The organism is Ruegeria sp., assembly GCF_965199275.1.
Taxonomy (GTDB): domain Bacteria; phylum Pseudomonadota; class Alphaproteobacteria; order Rhodobacterales; family Rhodobacteraceae; genus Ruegeria.
In genome coordinates this window covers 719583-737494 of the sequence record NZ_CBDAQX010000021.1, presented here as the reverse complement: position 1 = coordinate 737494, position 17912 = coordinate 719583, and the positions used below count along the sequence as shown (strand labels likewise).

Sequence of the window (17912 nt, the reverse complement as noted above, 5' to 3'; positions counted from 1 at the left end):
CGGTTCCAGTGGTGGAGTTGACGATATATAGTGGTCATCGACTCATTCTTGGAAAGGATAATTTCATGCCTCTGTCTGCCGACCAACTGGCCGAGATCGAAGCGCAGCGCGCGCAATCGCATCCAACTCGCCGCGTTGTTGCACCGGGCATGGAAGACCATCTGTACACGGCCCATCAGGTGTTGGACCACGGTTTTGTCCGGGTCATCGACTACATGGGCGACGATGCAGCCATTTGTCAGGCGGCGCGCGTGTCCTACGGCAAGGGCACCAAATCCGTGCAAAATGATGAGGGCCTGATCCGCTATCTGATGCGTCACTGGCATTCGACGCCGTTTGAGATGTGCGAGATCAAGCTGCATGTAAAGCTGCCGGTTTTCGTCGCGCGCCAGTGGATTCGCCACCGGACCGCCAATGTGAACGAATACTCGGCGCGCTATTCAATTCTCGACCGTGAGTTCTATATTCCCGCCCCTGACCACGTGGCCGCGCAGTCCGAGGTCAACAACCAGGGCCGTGGGTCCGCCTTGGAAGGGGAAGAGGCCGCGCGTGTGCTGGAAATCCTCAAGGCCGACAGCGCCCGCTGTTATGACAATTACGAGGCGATGATCAATCAGGATGGGCAACAGGGTTTGGCGCGCGAACTGGCGCGGATGAACCTGCCGGCAAACATCTATACGCAGTGGTATTGGAAGGTGGACCTGCACAATCTGTTCCACTTCCTGCGTCTGCGCGCTGACCCGCATGCCCAATACGAGATCCGGGTCTATGCCGATATGATGTGCAAGATCGTCGCCGATTGGGTGCCTTTCGCCTATAGGGCGTTCGAGGATTATCGGCTGGGTGCCGTTAACCTCTCGGCCCAAATGGTCGACAGCCTGCGCCGGATGTTGGCAGGTGAGACTGTGACCCAGGAAAACTCGGGCATGACGGCGCGAGAGTGGCGTGAGTTCGAGGTTGTAATCCGCAAGGATTGAGCCTCAGAAGCATATCTTTTGTATATACGTTTTGTCATGAAGCTGTTACATTGGCTTCATGACTTATCTGTTTCGCCTGATCCCACTGTGTCTTGTGCTGGCGTCACCTACGCAGGCAAAATCACCTATAGCCGAAATACTGTGTGAAGCGACCCCTAGGCTGCAAGAGAAACTGACCCGCCAATTCGGCGCCGAACGCGTGGCAACCGGCATGCGCGGGCCCGAGCAGATCATGGAGGTCTGGAGCAGCGACCGCGGCGACTGGACCATGGTCGTTACTTACGCGACAGGAACGTCCTGCATCGTGGCAATGGGCGAAGACTGGCATGCCCGCACCAACGAGAAATCGACACGTGGGTAACGCCGATTTCTAGGGAATATTTGGCTGACGGCCTGAAATTGGCCGTCAGCCTTGATTGGAAACACCCCACATCTGGCGGGGTGGAGGTTACAACGGCTTCAAATCAGCTGCCATCTGGCGGCCGTCACGCCCGTCCTGCAACTCGTACGAGACTTTCTGATTGTCTGCGAGTCCGGTGAGGCCGGATCGTTCTACGGCCGAGATATGAACAAACACATCTTTGCCCCCCTCATCAGGGGCAATAAACCCATAGCCTTTGGTAGTGTTAAACCATTTCACGGTGCCGGTTGGCATGTCCCGTGTCTCCTTCTACTTGCGCATTGTCCCACAAATTGGTGGGGGCTTTGGTCGACTTAATGGCGTATCGGGCTGATTTCTGGGTCAGATACAGTCCGAAACGCACGTTTCGTCTTTTTCAACATTGCACGGTGAAGTAAAAAATCAAGAAATACCGCTGGGAACCAACCAGTTTGCATAAAAAAGTTACAAATGCAGGAGCAGCCCAAAAATGCGCCTTTATGGTTTGAAAAACTGCGATACTTGCCGTAAGGCACTGAAATCGCTGCCAGAAGTGACCCTCGTGGATGTAAGGGCGGACGGAGTTCCGGCTGAGACCCTTTCGCAAGCTTTTGCCGCGTTCGGCGAGGCTTTGCTCAATACACGGTCAACAACCTGGCGTGGATTGGACGATACCGAGCGCGCGCGGCCACCGTTGGAGTTGCTGGCCGATCATCCGACGCTGATGAAGCGCCCTCTCATCGAAAAGGACGGAGAGTTGTTTCTGGGCTGGACCGCTGAAACGCGGGCCTCTCTTGGTGTTGCGTAGCCGCGCACCTATCTGCTGATACGAACTGTAAAGGAAGATACATGCGAAACGCTGCAATGATTTTGGGCGTCATCGCCGGTTTGATCGGTATGATTGTCGGGTTTTTCGGATATGGCTATGTCGAAGCCATCAAGCATTTTGGCGATATCGAAGGGATTGCCGAGCAGGTGGATAACCCCGACCTGATTCAAGCGGCCTCGATCCTTGCGCCTTTGTTGGCGATCGCGGGTGGGGCCATGGCCCATGCGCGGGCGTTGATTGCGGGGATATTGCTGTTGGCCTCGGCAGCAGGAATGTACTACGCGTTCGGTTTCGGTGTATTCACCATGTTCCCGATTGCGTTTGCTGCAGTGGCTGGGGTGCTTGGGCTCGCCGCGGGAAAACCGGACGAACCCAAGGCTCATTTCTGAGTTATTTCAGGCGCAGGATGCGATCCAGGGACAGCGGGCCTGCGCCATTGATAACCATCACCAGGAACAGGAAGGTCCACATGGTGCGCTGATCCACCAGGTCGGGCGCAGCATTGAACAGGCTACCAAGTTTCACGCCATGGCCGGTCACGTCGACAATGGTCTGCACCCAGACAAATCCGATCATTGCAACTGCAGCCAGACGTGTGAACAGTCCGACCAGCAGCAGTGCGGGCAGGACGAACTCGGCAACGGTGCCAAGGAAGATCACGATACGCTGGAAGAACGTCATCTGCGTGACGTCCCACAGCACGGCTTCGGCGGCTTTCGGAAAAATCTGTCCAAATGCACCACTGGAGGGCGAGAAGATCGACCCATCAATCTTCAGCATCGCCGAATTCCAGTAATAGACGAGCAATACAGCAATAAACACGAGCCGGGCGAGGGTAGGCGTCAGCCAACCGGACGCATGGTCCACCTTTCCCAAAACGGAGTTGTGGATTGAGATGAGCGCAGTCATGACTCCAGCCTTTCGATAGTCACAGAGGTTATTGCACCGCCTTGCAAAAGCAGTGCCAGAGTGGTTCCAAGATCAAAGTCGGGCGTGTCGGCAGCGGTTTTTTCGAACGCGCTGCCGATGGTGTCGCCCGCTTGCATATGTGCGATCCAGTCTGCTCCGCCTTTGGGCAGCAGATGCGGTGCGGGATCATATTCGGGGCGGGTGACCAGAACGTCCTCGGCCTGAGCGACCGGTTTCGGGGCATCCGCTTCCGAATTGTAGCGCCAGATCGCGTGGATCGGCCAATCCGACCGGATTACGCGCATCGCCGGGGCAAAACTCAGCCGCGCGCGCATCACGTCTTCGGGCGGAACAGCCAGCGCATCGGCGTGCGCAGGCGTGCTGTCTGCTGCGTGGTAAGAGTGGCGCAAGGCAAGTTCCAGCCGGGCCATGTCGGCAAGGTAGCCCAGATGGGATAGTTGAGGCATTTCGGCGACAAAGGCTGGAAACGCCTCACCATAGAACATCATCAGCGGGGATGTAGGCGGGTGCTGGCGCAGGAAAATGCCGGAAAGGCCGTCCATATTCTGCGGCCCCAGCAGCTTGGTGATCACCGGAAAGGCCTGCTGCATGGCCTCGGTCAGTGAGACAGCGACATTGTTGCGATAGACGCTGAACCGACGACCGGCGGGTTGGTTTTCGGAATCCAGCAACCCATCCGGGACCGGGGTAGAGGCGTCCAGAAGCGCGGCGCGGAACTGGGTTTGCGACACGCTCATGCCGGGATCCGTTCCAGTGCCGCTTGGGCGCGCTCGGCCTCGTCCCGCAGGACCGGCCAGTCGGGGACATCCGTGTCCCACTCGACCAGAAGCGGCTTTGGCCCCGACCGATCCAGAACATAGTCCAAAAGCGCCCAGACCGGATCAACGACCTCGCGCCCGTGGCTGTCGATCAGCAGAGGTTTGCCGTGGTCGTCTTCGTCTTCATCGTGACCGCCGAGGTGAATCTCACCAACCTTTTCAAGCGGGTAGGCATCGATATAGCCCTGGGGCGAGAAGTCCAGATTGGTGGCCGAGACAAAGACGTTATTCACGTCCAGCAACAGCCCGCATCCGGTTCGGTTCGAAACTTCGCGCAGGAAATCGGGCTCGGACCAGGTGCTTTCCTCAAATGCCAGATAGCTGGAGGGGTTTTCGAGCAGCATTTGCCGTCCAACCACCTCTTGTACCTGGTCGATATGATCGCAGATGCGGGTCAAAGTGGCATCGGTATAGGGCAGGGGCAGAAGGTCGTTCAGGAAGTGGCTGTCATGAGTCGACCAAGCCAGATGCTCAGAGAAGCTGGCCGGGTTCAGCCAGCCGACCAGATGTTTCAATCGCGCCAGATGGTCTGCATCCAGCGGGCCTTCGCCGCCGATGGACAGGCCAACACCGTGGACCGAGATTGGGAATTGTTCTGACAGATGGCGCAGTTGCGCCAGCGGGCGGCCGCCGTCGCCCATGTAGTTCTCGGCGTGGATTTCCAGCCATGCGACGGGCTGTGCGTGTTCAAGGATCTGTGCAAAGTGCTGCGGTTTATACCCAACACCCGGCGCTGCGGGCAGTCGGTTCGACCTGAGTGCGTCGTCCAGCATGAGGCAGTTCCCTATGATCACGTCAAAAGGGGCGGGCGACTTGGCCCGCCCCTTGGATCTCGTATGGCAGATATTATGCCGGCAGGTCGCGGTTCAGTTCTTCCAGCGAACCTTTGCGCGGGGTGCCGTCTGCCTGTGCAGGCAGTTCGATATCGGCGCAGGTGCCTGCATCAACCAGAGTCCAGGCGTTGCCCTGATAGTCAACAGTCGAGGTGCCCGCGCATGTGGTGCCGGGGCCTGCGGCGCAATCGTTCTGACCGGCCAGCGAAACGCCATAGCATTTCTCTTTCGCTTGTGCGGAGGCGGTGGTTGCTGCGCCCGAAACGGCGGCTGCGACGGCTGTTGCGATAACCAGGGATTTGGCTGTGTTCGACATCTCGGTAATCCTTTTGATGACTGCGTATGTCTGCTTGTGACAATGACAAAGGTAACGACTAGTGAGCCACAGTTAAATTCACGAGGCCGTGTCTCACAAGCGCGTCAGGCATTGTCATGCCCTCTTGCAGGTTAACAAATTGTTTTTGAATTGAAAAATGGAAAATGTTTCAATCCGGCCCCGTTTTAAGGGCCGGATGAGGGGTCAGAAACTGACTTATGTTACAGCAGGTCTGGCGGGGTGGCTGCCTTGGACAGCTCATTTGTTACAGTCTCAAGAGATTGAACCTGCGTTTGTTTTTCGCCCAGTCGGCGGACACTTACAGTGCGCTCATCCACCTCGCGGTGACCCACGGCCAGGATAACCGGAACCTTGCCTACCGAGTGTTCACGGACCTTGTAATTGATCTTTTCGTTGCGGATATCTGCCTCGGCCCGGACGCCAGCGGCGCGAAGCGTTTCAACAACTTCGGCGACATAATCATCAGCATCCGACGTGATCGAGGCCACAACGACCTGCCGCGGCGCCAGCCAGAACGGCAACTTGCCCGCGTGTTCTTCGATCAGAATGCCGATGAACCGTTCGAACGACCCAAGGCAGGCCCGGTGCAACATGTAGGGGCGATGCTTGGACCCGTCCGCGCCTATAAAGTTCGCATCCAATCGCTCGGGCAAGTTGGGGTCGACCTGAAGCGTGCCGCATTGCCAATTCCGGCCGATGGCGTCTGTTAGAGTGAACTCCAACTTCGGACCGTAGAAAGCGCCTTCGCCTTCGAGAACCTCATAGTCATAGCCAGCGGCCTTACAGGCATCGCCCAAAGCTTTCTCGACGAAATCCCAGCTTTCATCGCTGCCGATCCGCTTTTCCGGGCGGGTGGACAGTTTGATGGTCCAGTCGTGGAAGCCAAGGTCGGCGTAGACCTTCGACAGGAAAGCAATGAACTTTGCGGTCTCGGATTCGATCTGATCCTCGGCGCAGAAGATGTGACCGTCGTCCTGAGTAAAGCCGCGCACCCGCATGATCCCGTGCAGCGCGCCCGAGGGCTCATACCGCGCGCAGGAGCCGAACTCTGCCATGCGCAGCGGCAGATCACGATAGGATTTCAGGCCCTGATTGAACACCTGCACGTGGCAAGGGCAGTTCATTGGCTTCAGCGCGTTGATCGCCTTTTCGCGGGCATGCTCTTCGTCGACTTCGACGATGAACATGTTCTCCTGGTACTTGTCCCAGTGACCCGAGGCTTCCCAAAGTTTGCGGTCGACGACCTGTGGGGTGTTGACCTCGACATAGCCGTCACGGTCCTGCATCCGGCGCATGTAGTCCTGCAGGGTGGTGTAGATTTTCCAGCCGTTGGGATGCCAGAACACCTGACCTGGAGCCTCTTCCTGCATGTGATACAGGTTCATCTCGCGGCCCAGCTTGCGGTGGTCGCGCTTGGCGGCCTCCTCCAGCATGTTCAGGTGCGCTTTGAGCTTTTCCTTGCCCGTGAACGCTACGCCATAGATGCGCTGCAACATCGCGCGGTCGCTGTCGCCACGCCAATAGGCACCCGCAATGCTCATCAGCTTGAAGGCGTCGCCCGGCAGTTGACCGGTGTGCTGCAGGTGCGGGCCGCGGCACAGATCCTGCCAGTGGCCGTGCCAGTACATGCGCAGTGGCTCATCACCCGGAATGGCTTCGATCAGCTCGACCTTATAGGGCTCATTGTTGGCCTTGTAGAATTCGATCGCGCGGTCGCGATCCCAGACCTCGGTGGTGACGGGGTCGCGCTTGTTGATGATCTCTTTCATCTTTTTCTCGATGAGGCCGAGATCTTCGGGCGTGAATGGCTCTTCGCGGTCAAAGTCATAGTACCAGCCGTTTTCGATAACGGGGCCGATGGTGACTTTGGTCGCGGGCCAGATTTCCTGCACGGCGCGGGCCATGACATGCGCCAGATCGTGGCGGATCAGATCATTGGCCTGATCTTCATCCTTCATGGTGTGGATGGCGATTTGGGCATCTGCTTCGATGGGCCATTGCAAATCCCAATGCTTGCCGTCGACCGTGGCCGATATCGCCCTTTTCGCCAGCGAAGTTGAGATGTCGGCAGCCACCTGCGCAGGCGTTATGCCTGCGTCATAGGAACGTGCATTGCCATCGGGAAAAGTGAGAGAGACGGATTTTGAATCCAGGGCCATATCGGCTCTCCTCGTCGGTTCGGCGCCCACTGAACGCCCGGTTGCGGGTTATTTGCGTCTGGCTGCTTTGGCAGGTGGTTGTACTTGTGTCAAGTGGCTGGAGCGAGGGGCTGTCGCTAACACGCGATATGTCCGGTGTATGTAACATGCGATCTGTCCGGTTCTATTCTGTCTCTGAGAGGAGGCGTTATGAACCGAGCAGAAGTGTTACAGGAAGTTCGACTGATGAAGTTTGAAGATGTGTATTCGCGGCGAAGCGCGAACAAGCTGACGCAAGAACAGGCGGCTGAGATACTGGGTGTATCCGTGCGCACCGTCAGGCGTTGGGAGGATCGATTTGAGGCGGATGGTGCAGAAGGTCTGTACGACCGTCGGCTTGGCAAACTGGCCAACAATCGTGTTGCCACGGATAAGGTCATGGAGATGCTTGAACTGTTTGATACCAAGTACTGGGATTACACGCCGAAGCATTTCCACGAGAAGCTGGTGGCCCACCATGGTTTCACACAGAGCTACAACTGGGTGCGGCTTACACTGCAGCGCCACGGCCGGGTTCAGGCAGCACCCCGACGAGGTGCCCATCGGCGCAAGCGGCCCCGCCGTCCGATGGTTGGCATGATGTTGCATCAGGACGGCTCCAGCCATGAATGGGTTCCGGGTCAGTGGTGGGATCTGATCGTCACCATGGACGATGCCACCAACCGGGTTTATTCGGCATTCTTTGTCGAGGAAGAAGGGACGATGAGCAGTTTTCAGGGGCTGACAGAGGTGATCGAGGCGCAAGGTCTGTTTTGCTCGCTCTATGCCGATCGGGGCTCTCATTACTGGCATACGCCCGAAGCGGGCGGCAAAGTGGACAAGGACAATCTGACCCAGGTCGGGCGCGCCTTGCAGCAACTCGGCATTGAGCTGATCCCGGCCTATTCACCGCAGGCCCGTGGACGGTCTGAACGCATGTTTGGCACGTTCCAGAACCGATTGCCGCAGGAACTGCGGTCCCATGGGATCACAACCATTGAAGAGGCCAATCAGTTCCTGAAAGAGGTCTATCTTCCCGAACACAATGCCCTGTTTGCAAAGGAGCCGGAGGATACGACCTCGGCCTTCGTGCCGTTTACAGGCAATGTGCGCGACACCCTGTGTGTGCAGGAAGACCGCGTCGTCGGCAACGACAATACGGTGCGCTACAAGGGCCTGGTCATGCAGATCGCGGCAGACAGGCACCGTCATCATTTCGTCAAGGCGAAGGTCAGGGTCCACGAATACCCCGATGGTCAACTGGTCATCTTCCACGGCCCGAGATGCATTGGCCGCTACCAGCCTGACGGATCACCCATCACACAGGAGGATAGCAAACACAAAGTCGCGTGACCCGCTTCGACGTGGCGCGAACGCGGTGGCCCAAATCTACGGTCGCCTACGGCTCCCTCCGAATTGGGCCACCGCGCAATCAACTGAAGCGGACAATTGGCATGTTACCTACACCGGACAATTCAGAATGTTCTCGACAGTGGCTGGAGCGAGGGGCCAGCCCCTCGCGCTCCCCGAGGTATTTTTAGCCAGATGAAGGAGGATCACGGAATTGCACTTGGGCGGGGGGCGTGCATGATGTCAGGAAAACAAAGAGGGCTTCATGGCAGCAACAGATTTTTTGGAAACGGCGCAGGGGCGGCGGTTGGCGTATCACAAGAGCGAAGGGGCCGGTCCGACCATTGTTTTTCTGGGCGGTTTGAAATCGGATATGGAGGGCACCAAGGCCGTTCATCTTGAAGCTTGGGCGCAGGCGCGGGGGCAGGCGTTCTTGCGGTTTGATTATTCCGGGCATGGCGAAAGCTCTGAAGCGTTCACAGACGGCTGCATTGGCGATTGGCACGAAGATACGCTGGCTGCGGTGGGTGCCTTGACTGAGGGGCCTTTGGTGGTCGTTGGGTCCTCGATGGGTGGCTGGCAGGCGTTGCTGCTGGCCAAGGCGTTGCCGGAGCGACTTGTGGGCATGGTGACCATCGCCGCAGCCCCGGATTTTACCGAGGACGGCTATTGGGCGTCCTTCTCAGATGCGCAGAAGGCAGCGCTGGAGGAGGTTGGGCATGTGGAATTGCCCTCGGATTATATGGAGCCTTACATCATCACAAAGCGTATGATCGAGGATGGTCGGCAGCGCCTGGTTCTGCGGGACGCGTTGGATTTACCGTTTCCCGTACGTTTTTTGCAGGGAACGGCTGATACGGCGGTGTCGACTGAAACAGCCTTACGTCTAATTGAGCATGCGACAGGAACGGATATGCGATTGTTGCTGGTCAAGGATGCGGACCATCGGTTCTCGGACGGGCCGTGCCTTGGCTTGATCGAGAACGCCGTTCTCGACGTTTTGGGGGATGAGTGATGCGCTGGTTCGGATGGGTGCTGGGGCGAATTCTACTGGTTCTGATCGTTGTCGGAGGCCTGATCTATTGGTTCGGGCCGCGGGAAGAGGTGAACCTGGATCCCAATTTCGACCCCCGCAAGTTTGGCGAAGGTGTTCAGGTCTATTTTGAAAGCACGGAATCCGCCTTTGACGATATTGTTCCCGGCGTTGAAAAACGTGTGATCTGGCAGGACGGGTTCAAAGAACAGCGGACGCCGTATTCGGTGCTATATGTCCATGGCTTCTCGGCCAGTTCAGAAGAGATCCGTCCCGTGCCTGATATGGTCGCTGATGCTCTGGGCGCCAATCTGGTGTATGCGCGCTTGCAAGGACATGGGCGCAGTGGGGCCGCGATGGGCGATGCGACCGCCTCGGGCTGGATGCAGGACATGGCCGAAGGGCTGGCGGCGGCCAAAGCTGTTGGTGACAAAGTTGTAGTCATTTCGACATCGACCGGGGGCACGCTGGCGGCGGCGGCGGCTTTGCACCCGGACCTCAGCGAGGATGTTGCGGCGATGGTGTTCGTATCACCGAATTTCGGGGTAAATGCGGCAGGGGCGTTTATACCCGGTCTGCCTTGGGCTCGGGATTGGTTGCCACTGCTGATGGGTCAGGAACGAGACGTATCCGGGCCAGATCCAGACAAGAACAAGTACTGGACGTCGGTTTACCCGTGGGAGGCCGTGGTGCCGATGACAGTTCTGGTCGAAACGGTCTACGGTCTTGATTTCTCACAAGCTTTGGTGCCGGCGCTGTTCTGGTTCTCGGATGATGATCAGGTTGTGCGCCCGGACAAGACCCACAAGGTGGCCGAGGCCTGGGGTGCGCCAGCAACGGTTGAGCTTGTCACGATGGGGCCGGGGGATGATCCGATGTCGCATGTGATTGCCGGTCGCCTGATGTCTCCGGACCAGACAGAGCCGACGGTGAATGGGATATTGGCATGGTTGAAAACGCAGGGGATCGAATGACCCTACATTCAAGGGCATAGCGATGCGCAAGCCGGGCAGTATGTGGAGCCTTGAGACGCTGGGCCGTGTGCGTCTGTCCCGGCATTTCTTCATGCGCGATTTCCTGTATTCCGAGATCGGGAATTTCCACCAAAAGCAGAACCTGCCTGAGAACCCGGATCTGGCCATCGAAACCGGTAGCGCCTTTTGCCAAACCTTGCTTGACCCGCTGGAGGAGACCTTTGGCCGGGTCGCGGTGCGCTCGGGCTACCGGTCGCCGTCCTTGAATGCCTTTGGCAACGAAAACCGGCTGAACTGCGCGCGTAATGACAATCCGTTGGAGTGCCATATCTGGGACTGGGGGCAGGGTGAGGCACGGGTCGCTGGTGCATCTATCGTGATCCCCTGGTTTGCGGATCGCTACGCGCAGGGTCGGGACTGGCGCGATCTGGCGTGGTGGATGCATGATCATCTTGACTACTCCGAGATCTGGTTTTTCCCGAAACTCTGCGCATTCAATCTGGTGTGGCGCCCCACGCCTCAACGCCGGATCGACAGCTATATCGCGCCCAAAGGTTGCCTTTTACGACCGGGGGCCGAGCCAGCCGAGACACTTTCCGTCCGTCAGAAACGCTATGCTGATTTCCCGCCGTTCCGTGGAATCGCCTATCCATAAAGATTCACTGTCGAGAACATTCTGAATTGTCCGGTGTAGGTAACATGCCAATTGTCCGCTTCAGTTGATTGCGCGGTGGCCCAATTCGGAGGGAGCCGTAGGCGACCGTAGATTTGGGCCACCGCGTTCGCGCCACGTCGAAGCGGGTCACGCGACTTTGTGTTTGCTATCCTCCTGTGTGATGGGTGATCCGTCAGGCTGGTAGCGGCCAATGCATCTCGGGCCGTGGAAGATGACCAGTTGACCATCGGGGTATTCGTGGACCCTGACCTTCGCCTTGACGAAATGATGACGGTGCCTGTCTGCCGCGATCTGCATGACCAGGCCCTTGTAGCGCACCGTATTGTCGTTGCCGACGACGCGGTCTTCCTGCACACACAGGGTGTCGCGCACATTGCCTGTAAACGGCACGAAGGCCGAGGTCGTATCCTCCGGCTCCTTTGCAAACAGGGCATTGTGTTCGGGAAGATAGACCTCTTTCAGGAACTGATTGGCCTCTTCAATGGTTGTGATCCCATGGGACCGCAGTTCCTGCGGCAATCGGTTCTGGAACGTGCCAAACATGCGTTCAGACCGTCCACGGGCCTGCGGTGAATAGGCCGGGATCAGCTCAATGCCGAGTTGCTGCAAGGCGCGCCCGACCTGGGTCAGATTGTCCTTGTCCACTTTGCCGCCCGCTTCGGGCGTATGCCAGTAATGAGAGCCCCGATCGGCATAGAGCGAGCAAAACAGACCTTGCGCCTCGATCACCTCTGTCAGCCCCTGAAAACTGCTCATCGTCCCTTCTTCCTCGACAAAGAATGCCGAATAAACCCGGTTGGTGGCATCGTCCATGGTGACGATCAGATCCCACCACTGACCCGGAACCCATTCATGGCTGGAGCCGTCCTGATGCAACATCATGCCAACCATCGGACGGCGGGGCCGCTTGCGCCGATGGGCACCTCGTCGGGGTGCTGCCTGAACCCGGCCGTGGCGCTGCAGTGTAAGCCGCACCCAGTTGTAGCTCTGTGTGAAACCATGGTGGGCCACCAGCTTCTCGTGGAAATGCTTCGGCGTGTAATCCCAGTACTTGGTATCAAACAGTTCAAGCATCTCCATGACCTTATCCGTGGCAACACGATTGTTGGCCAGTTTGCCAAGCCGACGGTCGTACAGACCTTCTGCACCATCCGCCTCAAATCGATCCTCCCAACGCCTGACGGTGCGCACGGATACACCCAGTATCTCAGCCGCCTGTTCTTGCGTCAGCTTGTTCGCGCTTCGCCGCGAATACACATCTTCAAACTTCATCAGTCGAACTTCCTGTAACACTTCTGCTCGGTTCATAACGCCTCCTCTCAGAGGCAGAATAGAACCGGACAGATCGCATGTTACATACACCGGACATATCGCGTGTTAGCGACACTATCCATAAAGATTCACTTGCTGGGCTGATCCAAACCTTCCATCCTGATGAGAAGGAACGACTCGGATAACCGAGCAGAAGGAGGCCCCACGTGATTGAGCCGCTGGTGTTGTTGCCGGGTTTGATGTGTGATGCCCGGCTGTTTCATCCCCAAATTGATGCGTTTTCACGCCGCCGTGCCGTGGTCGTCTCGGCGATCAGTCGGGGGGAGCGTATTGAAGAGATCGCCTCGGACCTACTGGATCAGTTGCCCCATCGGTTCGCTCTGGCCGGGCACGGGCTGGGCGGCGTGGTGGCGTTGGAGCTTGTTCGACGTGCCCCGGATCGGGTGTCGCGGCTGTGCCTGATATCGACCGATGCGCAGGCCGACACCCCGCAGATCGCGGCGGGGCGGGAGGATCTGATTATCGGCGCGCAGGCAGGGCGGCTTGAGGAGGTGATGCGGCAGGTTGTGGGGTCAGACACTCTGGCGCCGGGACCGCAGCGCATCCCTGTGTTGAATGACCTACTGGCGATGGCACTGGATCTAGGCCCGGAGGTGTTTGTTACCCAGATGCGCGCTCTGCAGAGGCGCGCGGATCAGCAGGGCACGTTGCGACGGATCAAAGCGCCCAGCCTGATCCTGTGTGGAAAACATGACCGGCTGACGCCCGAGCGCAAGCATGCCTTCATGGCGGACATGATCCCGAATGCTGTCAATCGGCATTGAATAATGACCCCCCATCGGCGTCCAAATTTGACCCCCCTTGGAGCTAAGAGGGGCGTTGAGGGGGTCGTGTTTAGGTTGATTCAGGAGGGGGTGGACAGCAGGTCAAACCGAAAAGAGAGCGTAGCTCGACTGAAGGTTTGACCTGCTGTCTGTTTTGAATTTATTCCCCGATTTCGAGGTTAGTCGCGGTGGTTAATTCGCCAGCTTTCGTTCCCGGTTTCGATGATATCGCAATGGTGTGTCAGTCGATCCAGGAGAGCAGTGGTCATTTTGGCATCTGTGAACACACTCGGCCATTCAGCAAATGCGAGGTTGGTTGTTAGCAGAATAGACGTTCGCTCGTACAGTTTGCTGATGAGATGGAAGAGTAATCGTCCACCAGACTCTGCGAACGGCAGATAACCGAGTTCGTCTATAATCACGAGGTCGACGCGGATCAGCTGCTCGCTGAGCCGCCCGGCGTTGCCTTCGCGATGTTCAGCCTCCAGCTTGTTCGCGAGATCCACAGCGCTGAAGAACCTGACCCGCCGGCGGTTATTGACCGCGTGGCCCCCGATCGCTGTTGCGAGATGCGTTTTGCCCGATCCGGTTCCACCGACCAGCACGCCATTCCTGGCCTGGTCCATAAAATCGCCGTCATGAAGATTGCGCACGACTTCCTCGTTGACGGGGCTGACCGTGAAGTCGAACTCAGGTAAGGACTTGCAGACCGGGAACTTTGCGGCACCCATCTGATACCGGATCGAGCGCGCAGTCTTTTCGGCCAGTTCGGCCGTGAGGAGTTCGGCCACGACCTGTTGGGGCCGCCAGTTGTTTTTGGCTGCGGCCTGCATCACTTCGTCAAAGCAGTTGACGATGCCTGGCAACTTCAGTTGACGGGCAAGTTCGAGAATTTCCTTACGCAGTTGCATGGGAGCCTCCAAGCCTGTCATAGCGAGCGCAATCCGCGATCGGTGCCATTTTCAGCTGCAGGTGGGCAGGCGGCTCAATCGCCTTTGGCGGCGGGGGATTGGTGCGCCGAGAGACAATGTTCAGGATCGCATCGGCCTTGCGCAGGCCAGATTTTAGAGCTTCTTCGCAGGCAGCCTCGACCACATCAATGTCGTGCTGGTAAGCAGCGAAAAGAATATCGGCAAGTTGCCGGTCTCCGTCGGATGTGCCCCGCAGATGGGTCCAGATCTGCGTCATTGCCGGTGGTAGGTCCCAGTCACGGAACGGTGCTCCATTGCGCAGAGCGCCAGGCTTGCGCTTGAGGACGGGCACATAGTGCCAAGGGTTGAAGATCGTTTTTCCTCGGCCGAAGCACCGTTCGTGCTCTCCGACAATCTCACCGTCTTGGCGCAGGACAATCCGCGTGGCGTAGACCTGCAACTGGACCTGACGTCCAACAGCTCTTGCCTCAACGCTGTATTTGTTTCTTTCGAAGTTGATCAGGCAGGTTCGGCTCACGGCGACCGTCTTTTCACGGAACCCGACGAAGGGCTTCTGCAGATGCGTCAGCAGCGGCTTTTCCTGCTGGAACTCCTCCCAGACCGTCACCTCCAGGTTTTCCGGATGCCGCAGTTCTTTTGCGCGTTTGATCGCGTCTTTTTGCAGCCGGGCATTCAATTCATCGAAGTCGGCCACCTCCAGACGCGGTGTAAAACTATAGGCGCGGCTCTCCTTGACCAGATTCTCAACCTGACCCTTCTCCCAACCGGCCGCGCGCGTACAGGCGATCGGGTTCACCAGATGATGAGAACACATCCGGGAGAATGCCTTGTTGAACTTTCTTTCCTTGCCCGACAGGATCGCATCGACGGCGGTCGTCATGTTATCGTAGATCCCGTTGATGCAGCCTCCTATGATGATTGTCAAGCATGACATTGATTTTGTTTGATTTTAAATTCGACAAAATCGTCGAAGACCCAGCCGTTCTTGAGCGTGTCATAGATGATCTTGAGCAGCTTGCGGGCAGTGGCTATGATCGCCTTGCCCGCGCCACGGCGTTCCTTGATGCGCCGATAATGGCTGTTGAGATATCCCGAATAGCGGATCGCGATGAGCGTACATTGCACCAGCGTGGTGCGCATGAGCTTGTTGCCGCGCTTCGTGATCCGCCCGTGATGTTCGGTTTCGTTTGAGTTGCTCACCTTGGGCACGATGCCGACATAGGCGGCCAGCTTGTCCGCGTCGGAGAAGTCTTCAACCCTGCCGATCCCCGCCAGCAGGACCGCGGCAGATCGCGCACCGATCCCCTTGATGCTGGTGAGCCCCTCAAAGCCTTTCATGGCCGAGGCGGCCTCCTCGATGGCCTTGTCGAGACGGCTCAGGGTTTCGGTCAGGCCGAGCGCCTGGTCCCGCAATGCCGCCAGTTCGACCTGCTCAAGCGGTGTGAAGCGGCTGAGATCCAGGTCGCGCAGGCGCTTCTTGCTGGACAACCCTTCCTTCTTCAGCTTCATGCCGTGGCGGACAAACATCGCGTGGATGCCGTTCAGCAGCATGGTGCGCTGTTTGACCAGCATGTCACGCGTCCGGGTCAGCGAGGCCAGTTCGCTTTCCTGAGTGGACTTGAGCCGGGTTTCCGGCAGCATGTCCTTCGACAGGAAAAACGCCAGGGCGCGGGCATCGTTGCGATCGGTTTTCTTCACCGATGTGCGGATCACTTTAAACTGGCGCGGGTTGACCACAACGATCCGGCCGACACAGGGTTCCACCTCACCGCAGAACCAGGCCGTGTTGCCGGTGGCCTCGACCGCCAGTTCGTCATCCGCATCAAGGCTCTGACAGAACTGCACAAGCGCCTGCGCGGACAGTTGAAAGGTTTGGAATGTTTCCGATCCGTCCGTCTCACGCCGACAGATCGTGAAGGAATTCGTATGAAGATCGACACCTATGTAAGCCATGGCTATACTCCCTGCTCAAGGAGGCGGAGCCCCCAATGGGGCGTGAACGGCCAAACCAAGCTCCTATGCAGGATCACCGGCCAAAACCGGGCCCTATGGGGGCTGTTCGGAAACAGGCGAAGGCTAAGCTCCACTACAGGGTCACAATGCCCTACGAAAACATCCAGCCTGAGACCTATCCGCCTCCCCGAATCCTCTAACAGATTCAGGGCGTTTGGCCGATCACAAATCATTCATACCCCCTCCACCAAAGAATTTGAAGGCCTCGTCGTGGGCATCAAAGACCATCTCCTGCGTCTCGCGCGGATAGGCAATGGAGAATGGCATGCGGCTATGGCAAAGTTTGAAATGGGCAACCTTCACGGTCGTGAGTGCACCGTCCATCAAAACCGTCTCCACACTCCAGTCGAACTGGTACGCCTCCCCAGGATCAAAGATCAGCGGGATGAACGCCTGCGCCTGTTGTCGGCCGTGCGCAATGCGCCAATTCTTTGTGTAGCGTCGAACACTGTCATACCCGCCGCCAAAACCATCATCGGAGAGTTCCTTCCAGATTTTGGTCATCCGCTTGCGGTGTTTCTTCGGAAGCGCCTCGTTCTCCTCAAGCGTTTCATCCAGACGCGCGCGCCAAGGCCCGAGCACCGGGTATGGCTGCGATTTGCGCTCATATTTGAACTCCGTCACTCCCGATCGGATTATCTTTCGAACCGTTGCACGGCTCAAATTGAGCGAACGGCAAATTTCCTTGATGCTCTTTTTTTCGATCAGGTGTAAGCGACGCACTTTTCTAATAGTTTCCACGCAAATCATCCCGCTTGCCTCTCCATCGACTGCTCAATGAAAAGGATGTCTACAACCATAGGGAGGGGTCAAATTTGGACGCCGATTTCCCCGCTTAGGGGGTCAAAATTGCACGCTTTTCTACACCGAATGCGGTGATGCACACAATCGACGCAGCCGGATATCTGCCAACTCTGGAAGCGCCCGAGCAGGTGGTCGACCTGATGCAGGCGTGGCTGGATGAACCCTTGCGCATGGCCTAGGGGTAAAGCGCTGCGCGTTCCTCTTTGCTGATCACCGTCGGTGTCACGACGGGTTCAAAACTCTCAGGATCAAAGAACGGCGTGTTTTTCCACCCACCGGATAGTCTTGATTTGATCACGCGGCGCAGCAACCCGATTACCGCTGGAGCCAGATTTTCGTGCTTTTGCTTGCCGTTGGGCCGAGGCACGAACCCACGAGTCGCAATCGGACCAAGCCGTGCGCGATCATCGATACGCAAAGCGATGAACCCCGCAAAAGGAAATCTGGCGGTGCGTGGCGTGGTTGCCAAGGGTGCATTGCAGCATTTGGCATACCATCGCAGCATGCCCTTCGGGCTCAGAGACATCGCCGCCAAATGTTCGGCGCCGCTGTCAATCGTGACCTCGTCGGGGGCGATTTGAAACACCTCAACCGGTCCGGGGGCCGGGTCGGGTTGGCCGAAGTAAAGCTGGGCCGCACGGCAGTCGCGGCAAAAACACTCGGCATGAGTCCCCAGACGCGCACCATCGGATGTGATGCGGCCTGTCAGTGTCCCGCAGGCGCACGAAAAGGTGAGGTCAGACTCTGACGCCAA

20 protein-coding genes and 1 pseudogene are annotated in these 17912 nt (G+C 57.7%); 9 read left to right on the top strand and 12 right to left on the bottom strand.

Annotated features, from left to right (window positions below; genetic code table 11):
* Positions 1-65 precede the first annotated feature (65 nt).
* Together thyX and ACOERD_RS18355 are read left to right on the top strand one after the other, a co-directional pair.
* Positions 66-977, top strand: a complete 912-nt coding sequence (gene thyX, locus ACOERD_RS18360) for an FAD-dependent thymidylate synthase (RefSeq protein ID WP_419739974.1) — start codon at positions 66-68, stop codon at positions 975-977.
* Positions 978-1035: 58 nt separating this feature from the next.
* Complete coding sequence (locus tag ACOERD_RS18355; protein ID WP_170640906.1) at positions 1036-1338, top strand: hypothetical protein; 303 nt, start codon at positions 1036-1038, stop codon at positions 1336-1338.
* 87 nt (positions 1339-1425) lie between these two features.
* On the opposite strand, the gene ACOERD_RS18350 is transcribed toward ACOERD_RS18355, so the two are convergent.
* Positions 1426-1632, bottom strand: a complete 207-nt coding sequence (locus ACOERD_RS18350; RefSeq protein ID WP_008758035.1) for a cold-shock protein — start codon at positions 1630-1632, stop codon at positions 1426-1428.
* A gap of 214 nt (positions 1633-1846) precedes the next feature.
* On the opposite strand from ACOERD_RS18350, the gene ACOERD_RS18345 reads away from it, so the two are divergent.
* Together ACOERD_RS18345 and ACOERD_RS18340 are read left to right on the top strand one after the other, a co-directional pair.
* Positions 1847-2164 (top strand): ArsC/Spx/MgsR family protein, encoded by a 318-nt coding sequence (locus ACOERD_RS18345; protein ID WP_419739973.1) that lies wholly within the window; start codon positions 1847-1849, stop codon positions 2162-2164.
* 41 nt (positions 2165-2205) lie between these two features.
* Entirely contained in the window at positions 2206-2574 is a 369-nt protein-coding gene (locus ACOERD_RS18340) for a hypothetical protein (protein ID WP_170459066.1), read from the top strand.
* A 1-nt stretch (position 2575) separates the two neighbouring features.
* On the opposite strand, the gene ACOERD_RS18335 is transcribed toward ACOERD_RS18340, so the two are convergent.
* From ACOERD_RS18335 to thrS, 5 genes are all read right to left on the bottom strand, one after another.
* A complete protein-coding gene (locus ACOERD_RS18335; protein ID WP_170459064.1) occupies positions 2576-3094 on the bottom strand; it encodes a DoxX family protein in 519 nt (172 codons plus the stop codon).
* The gene (locus ACOERD_RS18330) at positions 3091-3852 is read right to left on the bottom strand and encodes a putative DNA-binding domain-containing protein (RefSeq protein ID WP_419739972.1); all 762 of its coding nucleotides are present in this window, start codon (positions 3850-3852) and stop codon (positions 3091-3093) included. The genes ACOERD_RS18335 and ACOERD_RS18330 overlap by 4 nt, the downstream gene beginning before the upstream one ends.
* On the bottom strand, positions 3849-4706 hold the full coding sequence (locus ACOERD_RS18325) for a DUF692 domain-containing protein (RefSeq protein ID WP_419739971.1): 858 nt from the start codon (positions 4704-4706) through the stop codon (positions 3849-3851). The genes ACOERD_RS18330 and ACOERD_RS18325 overlap by 4 nt, the downstream gene beginning before the upstream one ends.
* Positions 4707-4779: 73 nt before the next feature.
* Complete coding sequence (locus ACOERD_RS18320) at positions 4780-5082, bottom strand: DUF2282 domain-containing protein (RefSeq protein ID WP_170374122.1); 303 nt, start codon at positions 5080-5082, stop codon at positions 4780-4782.
* 221 nt (positions 5083-5303) lie between these two features.
* Positions 5304-7262 carry a threonine--tRNA ligase gene (thrS, locus tag ACOERD_RS18315; protein ID WP_419739970.1) on the bottom strand — a complete coding sequence of 653 codons (1959 nt, stop codon included), beginning with the start codon at positions 7260-7262 and terminating at the stop codon, positions 5304-5306.
* A 189-nt stretch (positions 7263-7451) separates the two neighbouring features.
* Between thrS and ACOERD_RS18310 the strand changes: the two genes are divergently transcribed.
* The 4 genes from ACOERD_RS18310 to ACOERD_RS18295 all read left to right on the top strand — a co-directional run bounded on the left by ACOERD_RS18310 (position 7452) and on the right by ACOERD_RS18295 (position 11292).
* Positions 7452-8633, top strand: coding sequence for an ISNCY family transposase (locus ACOERD_RS18310; RefSeq protein ID WP_419737631.1), 1182 nt, complete (start codon positions 7452-7454; stop codon positions 8631-8633).
* A 262-nt stretch (positions 8634-8895) separates the two neighbouring features.
* Positions 8896-9645, top strand: a complete 750-nt coding sequence (locus ACOERD_RS18305; RefSeq protein WP_419739969.1) for an alpha/beta hydrolase — start codon at positions 8896-8898, stop codon at positions 9643-9645.
* Positions 9645-10637 carry an alpha/beta fold hydrolase gene (locus ACOERD_RS18300; protein ID WP_419740167.1) on the top strand — a complete coding sequence of 331 codons (993 nt, stop codon included), beginning with the start codon at positions 9645-9647 and terminating at the stop codon, positions 10635-10637. Before ACOERD_RS18305 ends, ACOERD_RS18300 begins: the two co-directional genes overlap by 1 nt.
* A 40-nt stretch (positions 10638-10677) precedes the next feature.
* On the top strand, positions 10678-11292 hold the full coding sequence (locus ACOERD_RS18295) for a hypothetical protein (RefSeq protein ID WP_419739968.1): 615 nt from the start codon (positions 10678-10680) through the stop codon (positions 11290-11292).
* A gap of 147 nt (positions 11293-11439) precedes the next feature.
* Here the strand turns inward: ACOERD_RS18295 and ACOERD_RS18290 are convergent, their stop codons facing one another.
* Positions 11440-12621: an ISNCY family transposase gene (locus ACOERD_RS18290; RefSeq protein ID WP_419737631.1), complete on the bottom strand. Its 1182-nt coding sequence runs from the start codon at positions 12619-12621 to the stop codon at positions 11440-11442.
* A gap of 170 nt (positions 12622-12791) precedes the next feature.
* Here ACOERD_RS18290 and ACOERD_RS18285 point away from each other — a divergent pair, with 170 nt between their 5' ends.
* A complete protein-coding gene (locus ACOERD_RS18285; RefSeq protein WP_419739967.1) occupies positions 12792-13409 on the top strand; it encodes an alpha/beta fold hydrolase in 618 nt (205 codons plus the stop codon).
* 179 nt (positions 13410-13588) lie between these two features.
* Here the strand turns inward: ACOERD_RS18285 and istB are convergent, their stop codons facing one another.
* The 5 genes and pseudogenes from istB to ACOERD_RS18260 all read right to left on the bottom strand — a co-directional run bounded on the left by istB (position 13589) and on the right by ACOERD_RS18260 (position 17912).
* Positions 13589-14320 carry an IS21-like element helper ATPase IstB gene (gene istB, locus ACOERD_RS18280; protein WP_419737606.1) on the bottom strand — a complete coding sequence of 244 codons (732 nt, stop codon included), beginning with the start codon at positions 14318-14320 and terminating at the stop codon, positions 13589-13591.
* Entirely contained in the window at positions 14307-15275 is a 969-nt protein-coding gene (locus ACOERD_RS18275; RefSeq protein WP_419739102.1) for a Mu transposase domain-containing protein, read from the bottom strand. Before ACOERD_RS18275 ends, istB begins: the two co-directional genes overlap by 14 nt.
* Positions 15263-16294 (bottom strand): IS110 family transposase, encoded by a 1032-nt coding sequence (locus tag ACOERD_RS18270; protein ID WP_419739966.1) that lies wholly within the window; start codon positions 16292-16294, stop codon positions 15263-15265. The genes ACOERD_RS18275 and ACOERD_RS18270 overlap by 13 nt, the downstream gene beginning before the upstream one ends.
* A gap of 243 nt (positions 16295-16537) precedes the next feature.
* Positions 16538-17104 (bottom strand): annotated as a pseudogene (gene istA / locus ACOERD_RS18265) (IS21 family transposase); the annotation flags it as partial.
* A 229-nt stretch (positions 17105-17333) separates the two neighbouring features.
* Positions 17334-17912 carry a DUF6151 family protein gene (locus ACOERD_RS18260; RefSeq protein WP_419739965.1) on the bottom strand — a complete coding sequence of 193 codons (579 nt, stop codon included), beginning with the start codon at positions 17910-17912 and terminating at the stop codon, positions 17334-17336.

Bases quoted from the DNA above. Each gene is read 5' to 3' on its own strand.
- thyX (WP_419739974.1), top strand. From the start codon at position 66: ATGCCTCTGTCTGCCGACCAACTGGCCGAGATCGAAGCGCAGCGCGCG.
- ACOERD_RS18355 (WP_170640906.1), top strand. From the start codon at position 1,036: ATGACTTATCTGTTTCGCCTGATCCCACTGTGTCTTGTGCTGGCGTCA.
- ACOERD_RS18350 (WP_008758035.1), bottom strand. From the start codon at position 1,632: ATGCCAACCGGCACCGTGAAATGGTTTAACACTACCAAAGGCTATGGG.
- ACOERD_RS18345 (WP_419739973.1), top strand. From the start codon at position 1,847: ATGCGCCTTTATGGTTTGAAAAACTGCGATACTTGCCGTAAGGCACTG.
- ACOERD_RS18340 (WP_170459066.1), top strand. From the start codon at position 2,206: ATGCGAAACGCTGCAATGATTTTGGGCGTCATCGCCGGTTTGATCGGT.
- ACOERD_RS18335 (WP_170459064.1), bottom strand. From the start codon at position 3,094: ATGACTGCGCTCATCTCAATCCACAACTCCGTTTTGGGAAAGGTGGAC.
- ACOERD_RS18330 (WP_419739972.1), bottom strand. From the start codon at position 3,852: ATGAGCGTGTCGCAAACCCAGTTCCGCGCCGCGCTTCTGGACGCCTCT.
- ACOERD_RS18325 (WP_419739971.1), bottom strand. From the start codon at position 4,706: ATGCTGGACGACGCACTCAGGTCGAACCGACTGCCCGCAGCGCCGGGT.
- ACOERD_RS18320 (WP_170374122.1), bottom strand. From the start codon at position 5,082: ATGTCGAACACAGCCAAATCCCTGGTTATCGCAACAGCCGTCGCAGCC.
- thrS (WP_419739970.1), bottom strand. From the start codon at position 7,262: ATGGCCCTGGATTCAAAATCCGTCTCTCTCACTTTTCCCGATGGCAAT.
- ACOERD_RS18310 (WP_419737631.1), top strand. From the start codon at position 7,452: ATGAACCGAGCAGAAGTGTTACAGGAAGTTCGACTGATGAAGTTTGAA.
- ACOERD_RS18305 (WP_419739969.1), top strand. From the start codon at position 8,896: ATGGCAGCAACAGATTTTTTGGAAACGGCGCAGGGGCGGCGGTTGGCG.
- ACOERD_RS18300 (WP_419740167.1), top strand. From the start codon at position 9,645: ATGCGCTGGTTCGGATGGGTGCTGGGGCGAATTCTACTGGTTCTGATC.
- ACOERD_RS18295 (WP_419739968.1), top strand. From the start codon at position 10,678: ATGTGGAGCCTTGAGACGCTGGGCCGTGTGCGTCTGTCCCGGCATTTC.
- ACOERD_RS18290 (WP_419737631.1), bottom strand. From the start codon at position 12,621: ATGAACCGAGCAGAAGTGTTACAGGAAGTTCGACTGATGAAGTTTGAA.
- istB (WP_419737606.1), bottom strand. From the start codon at position 14,320: ATGCAACTGCGTAAGGAAATTCTCGAACTTGCCCGTCAACTGAAGTTG.
- ACOERD_RS18275 (WP_419739102.1), bottom strand. From the start codon at position 15,275: ATGTCATGCTTGACAATCATCATAGGAGGCTGCATCAACGGGATCTAC.
- ACOERD_RS18270 (WP_419739966.1), bottom strand. From the start codon at position 16,294: ATGGCTTACATAGGTGTCGATCTTCATACGAATTCCTTCACGATCTGT.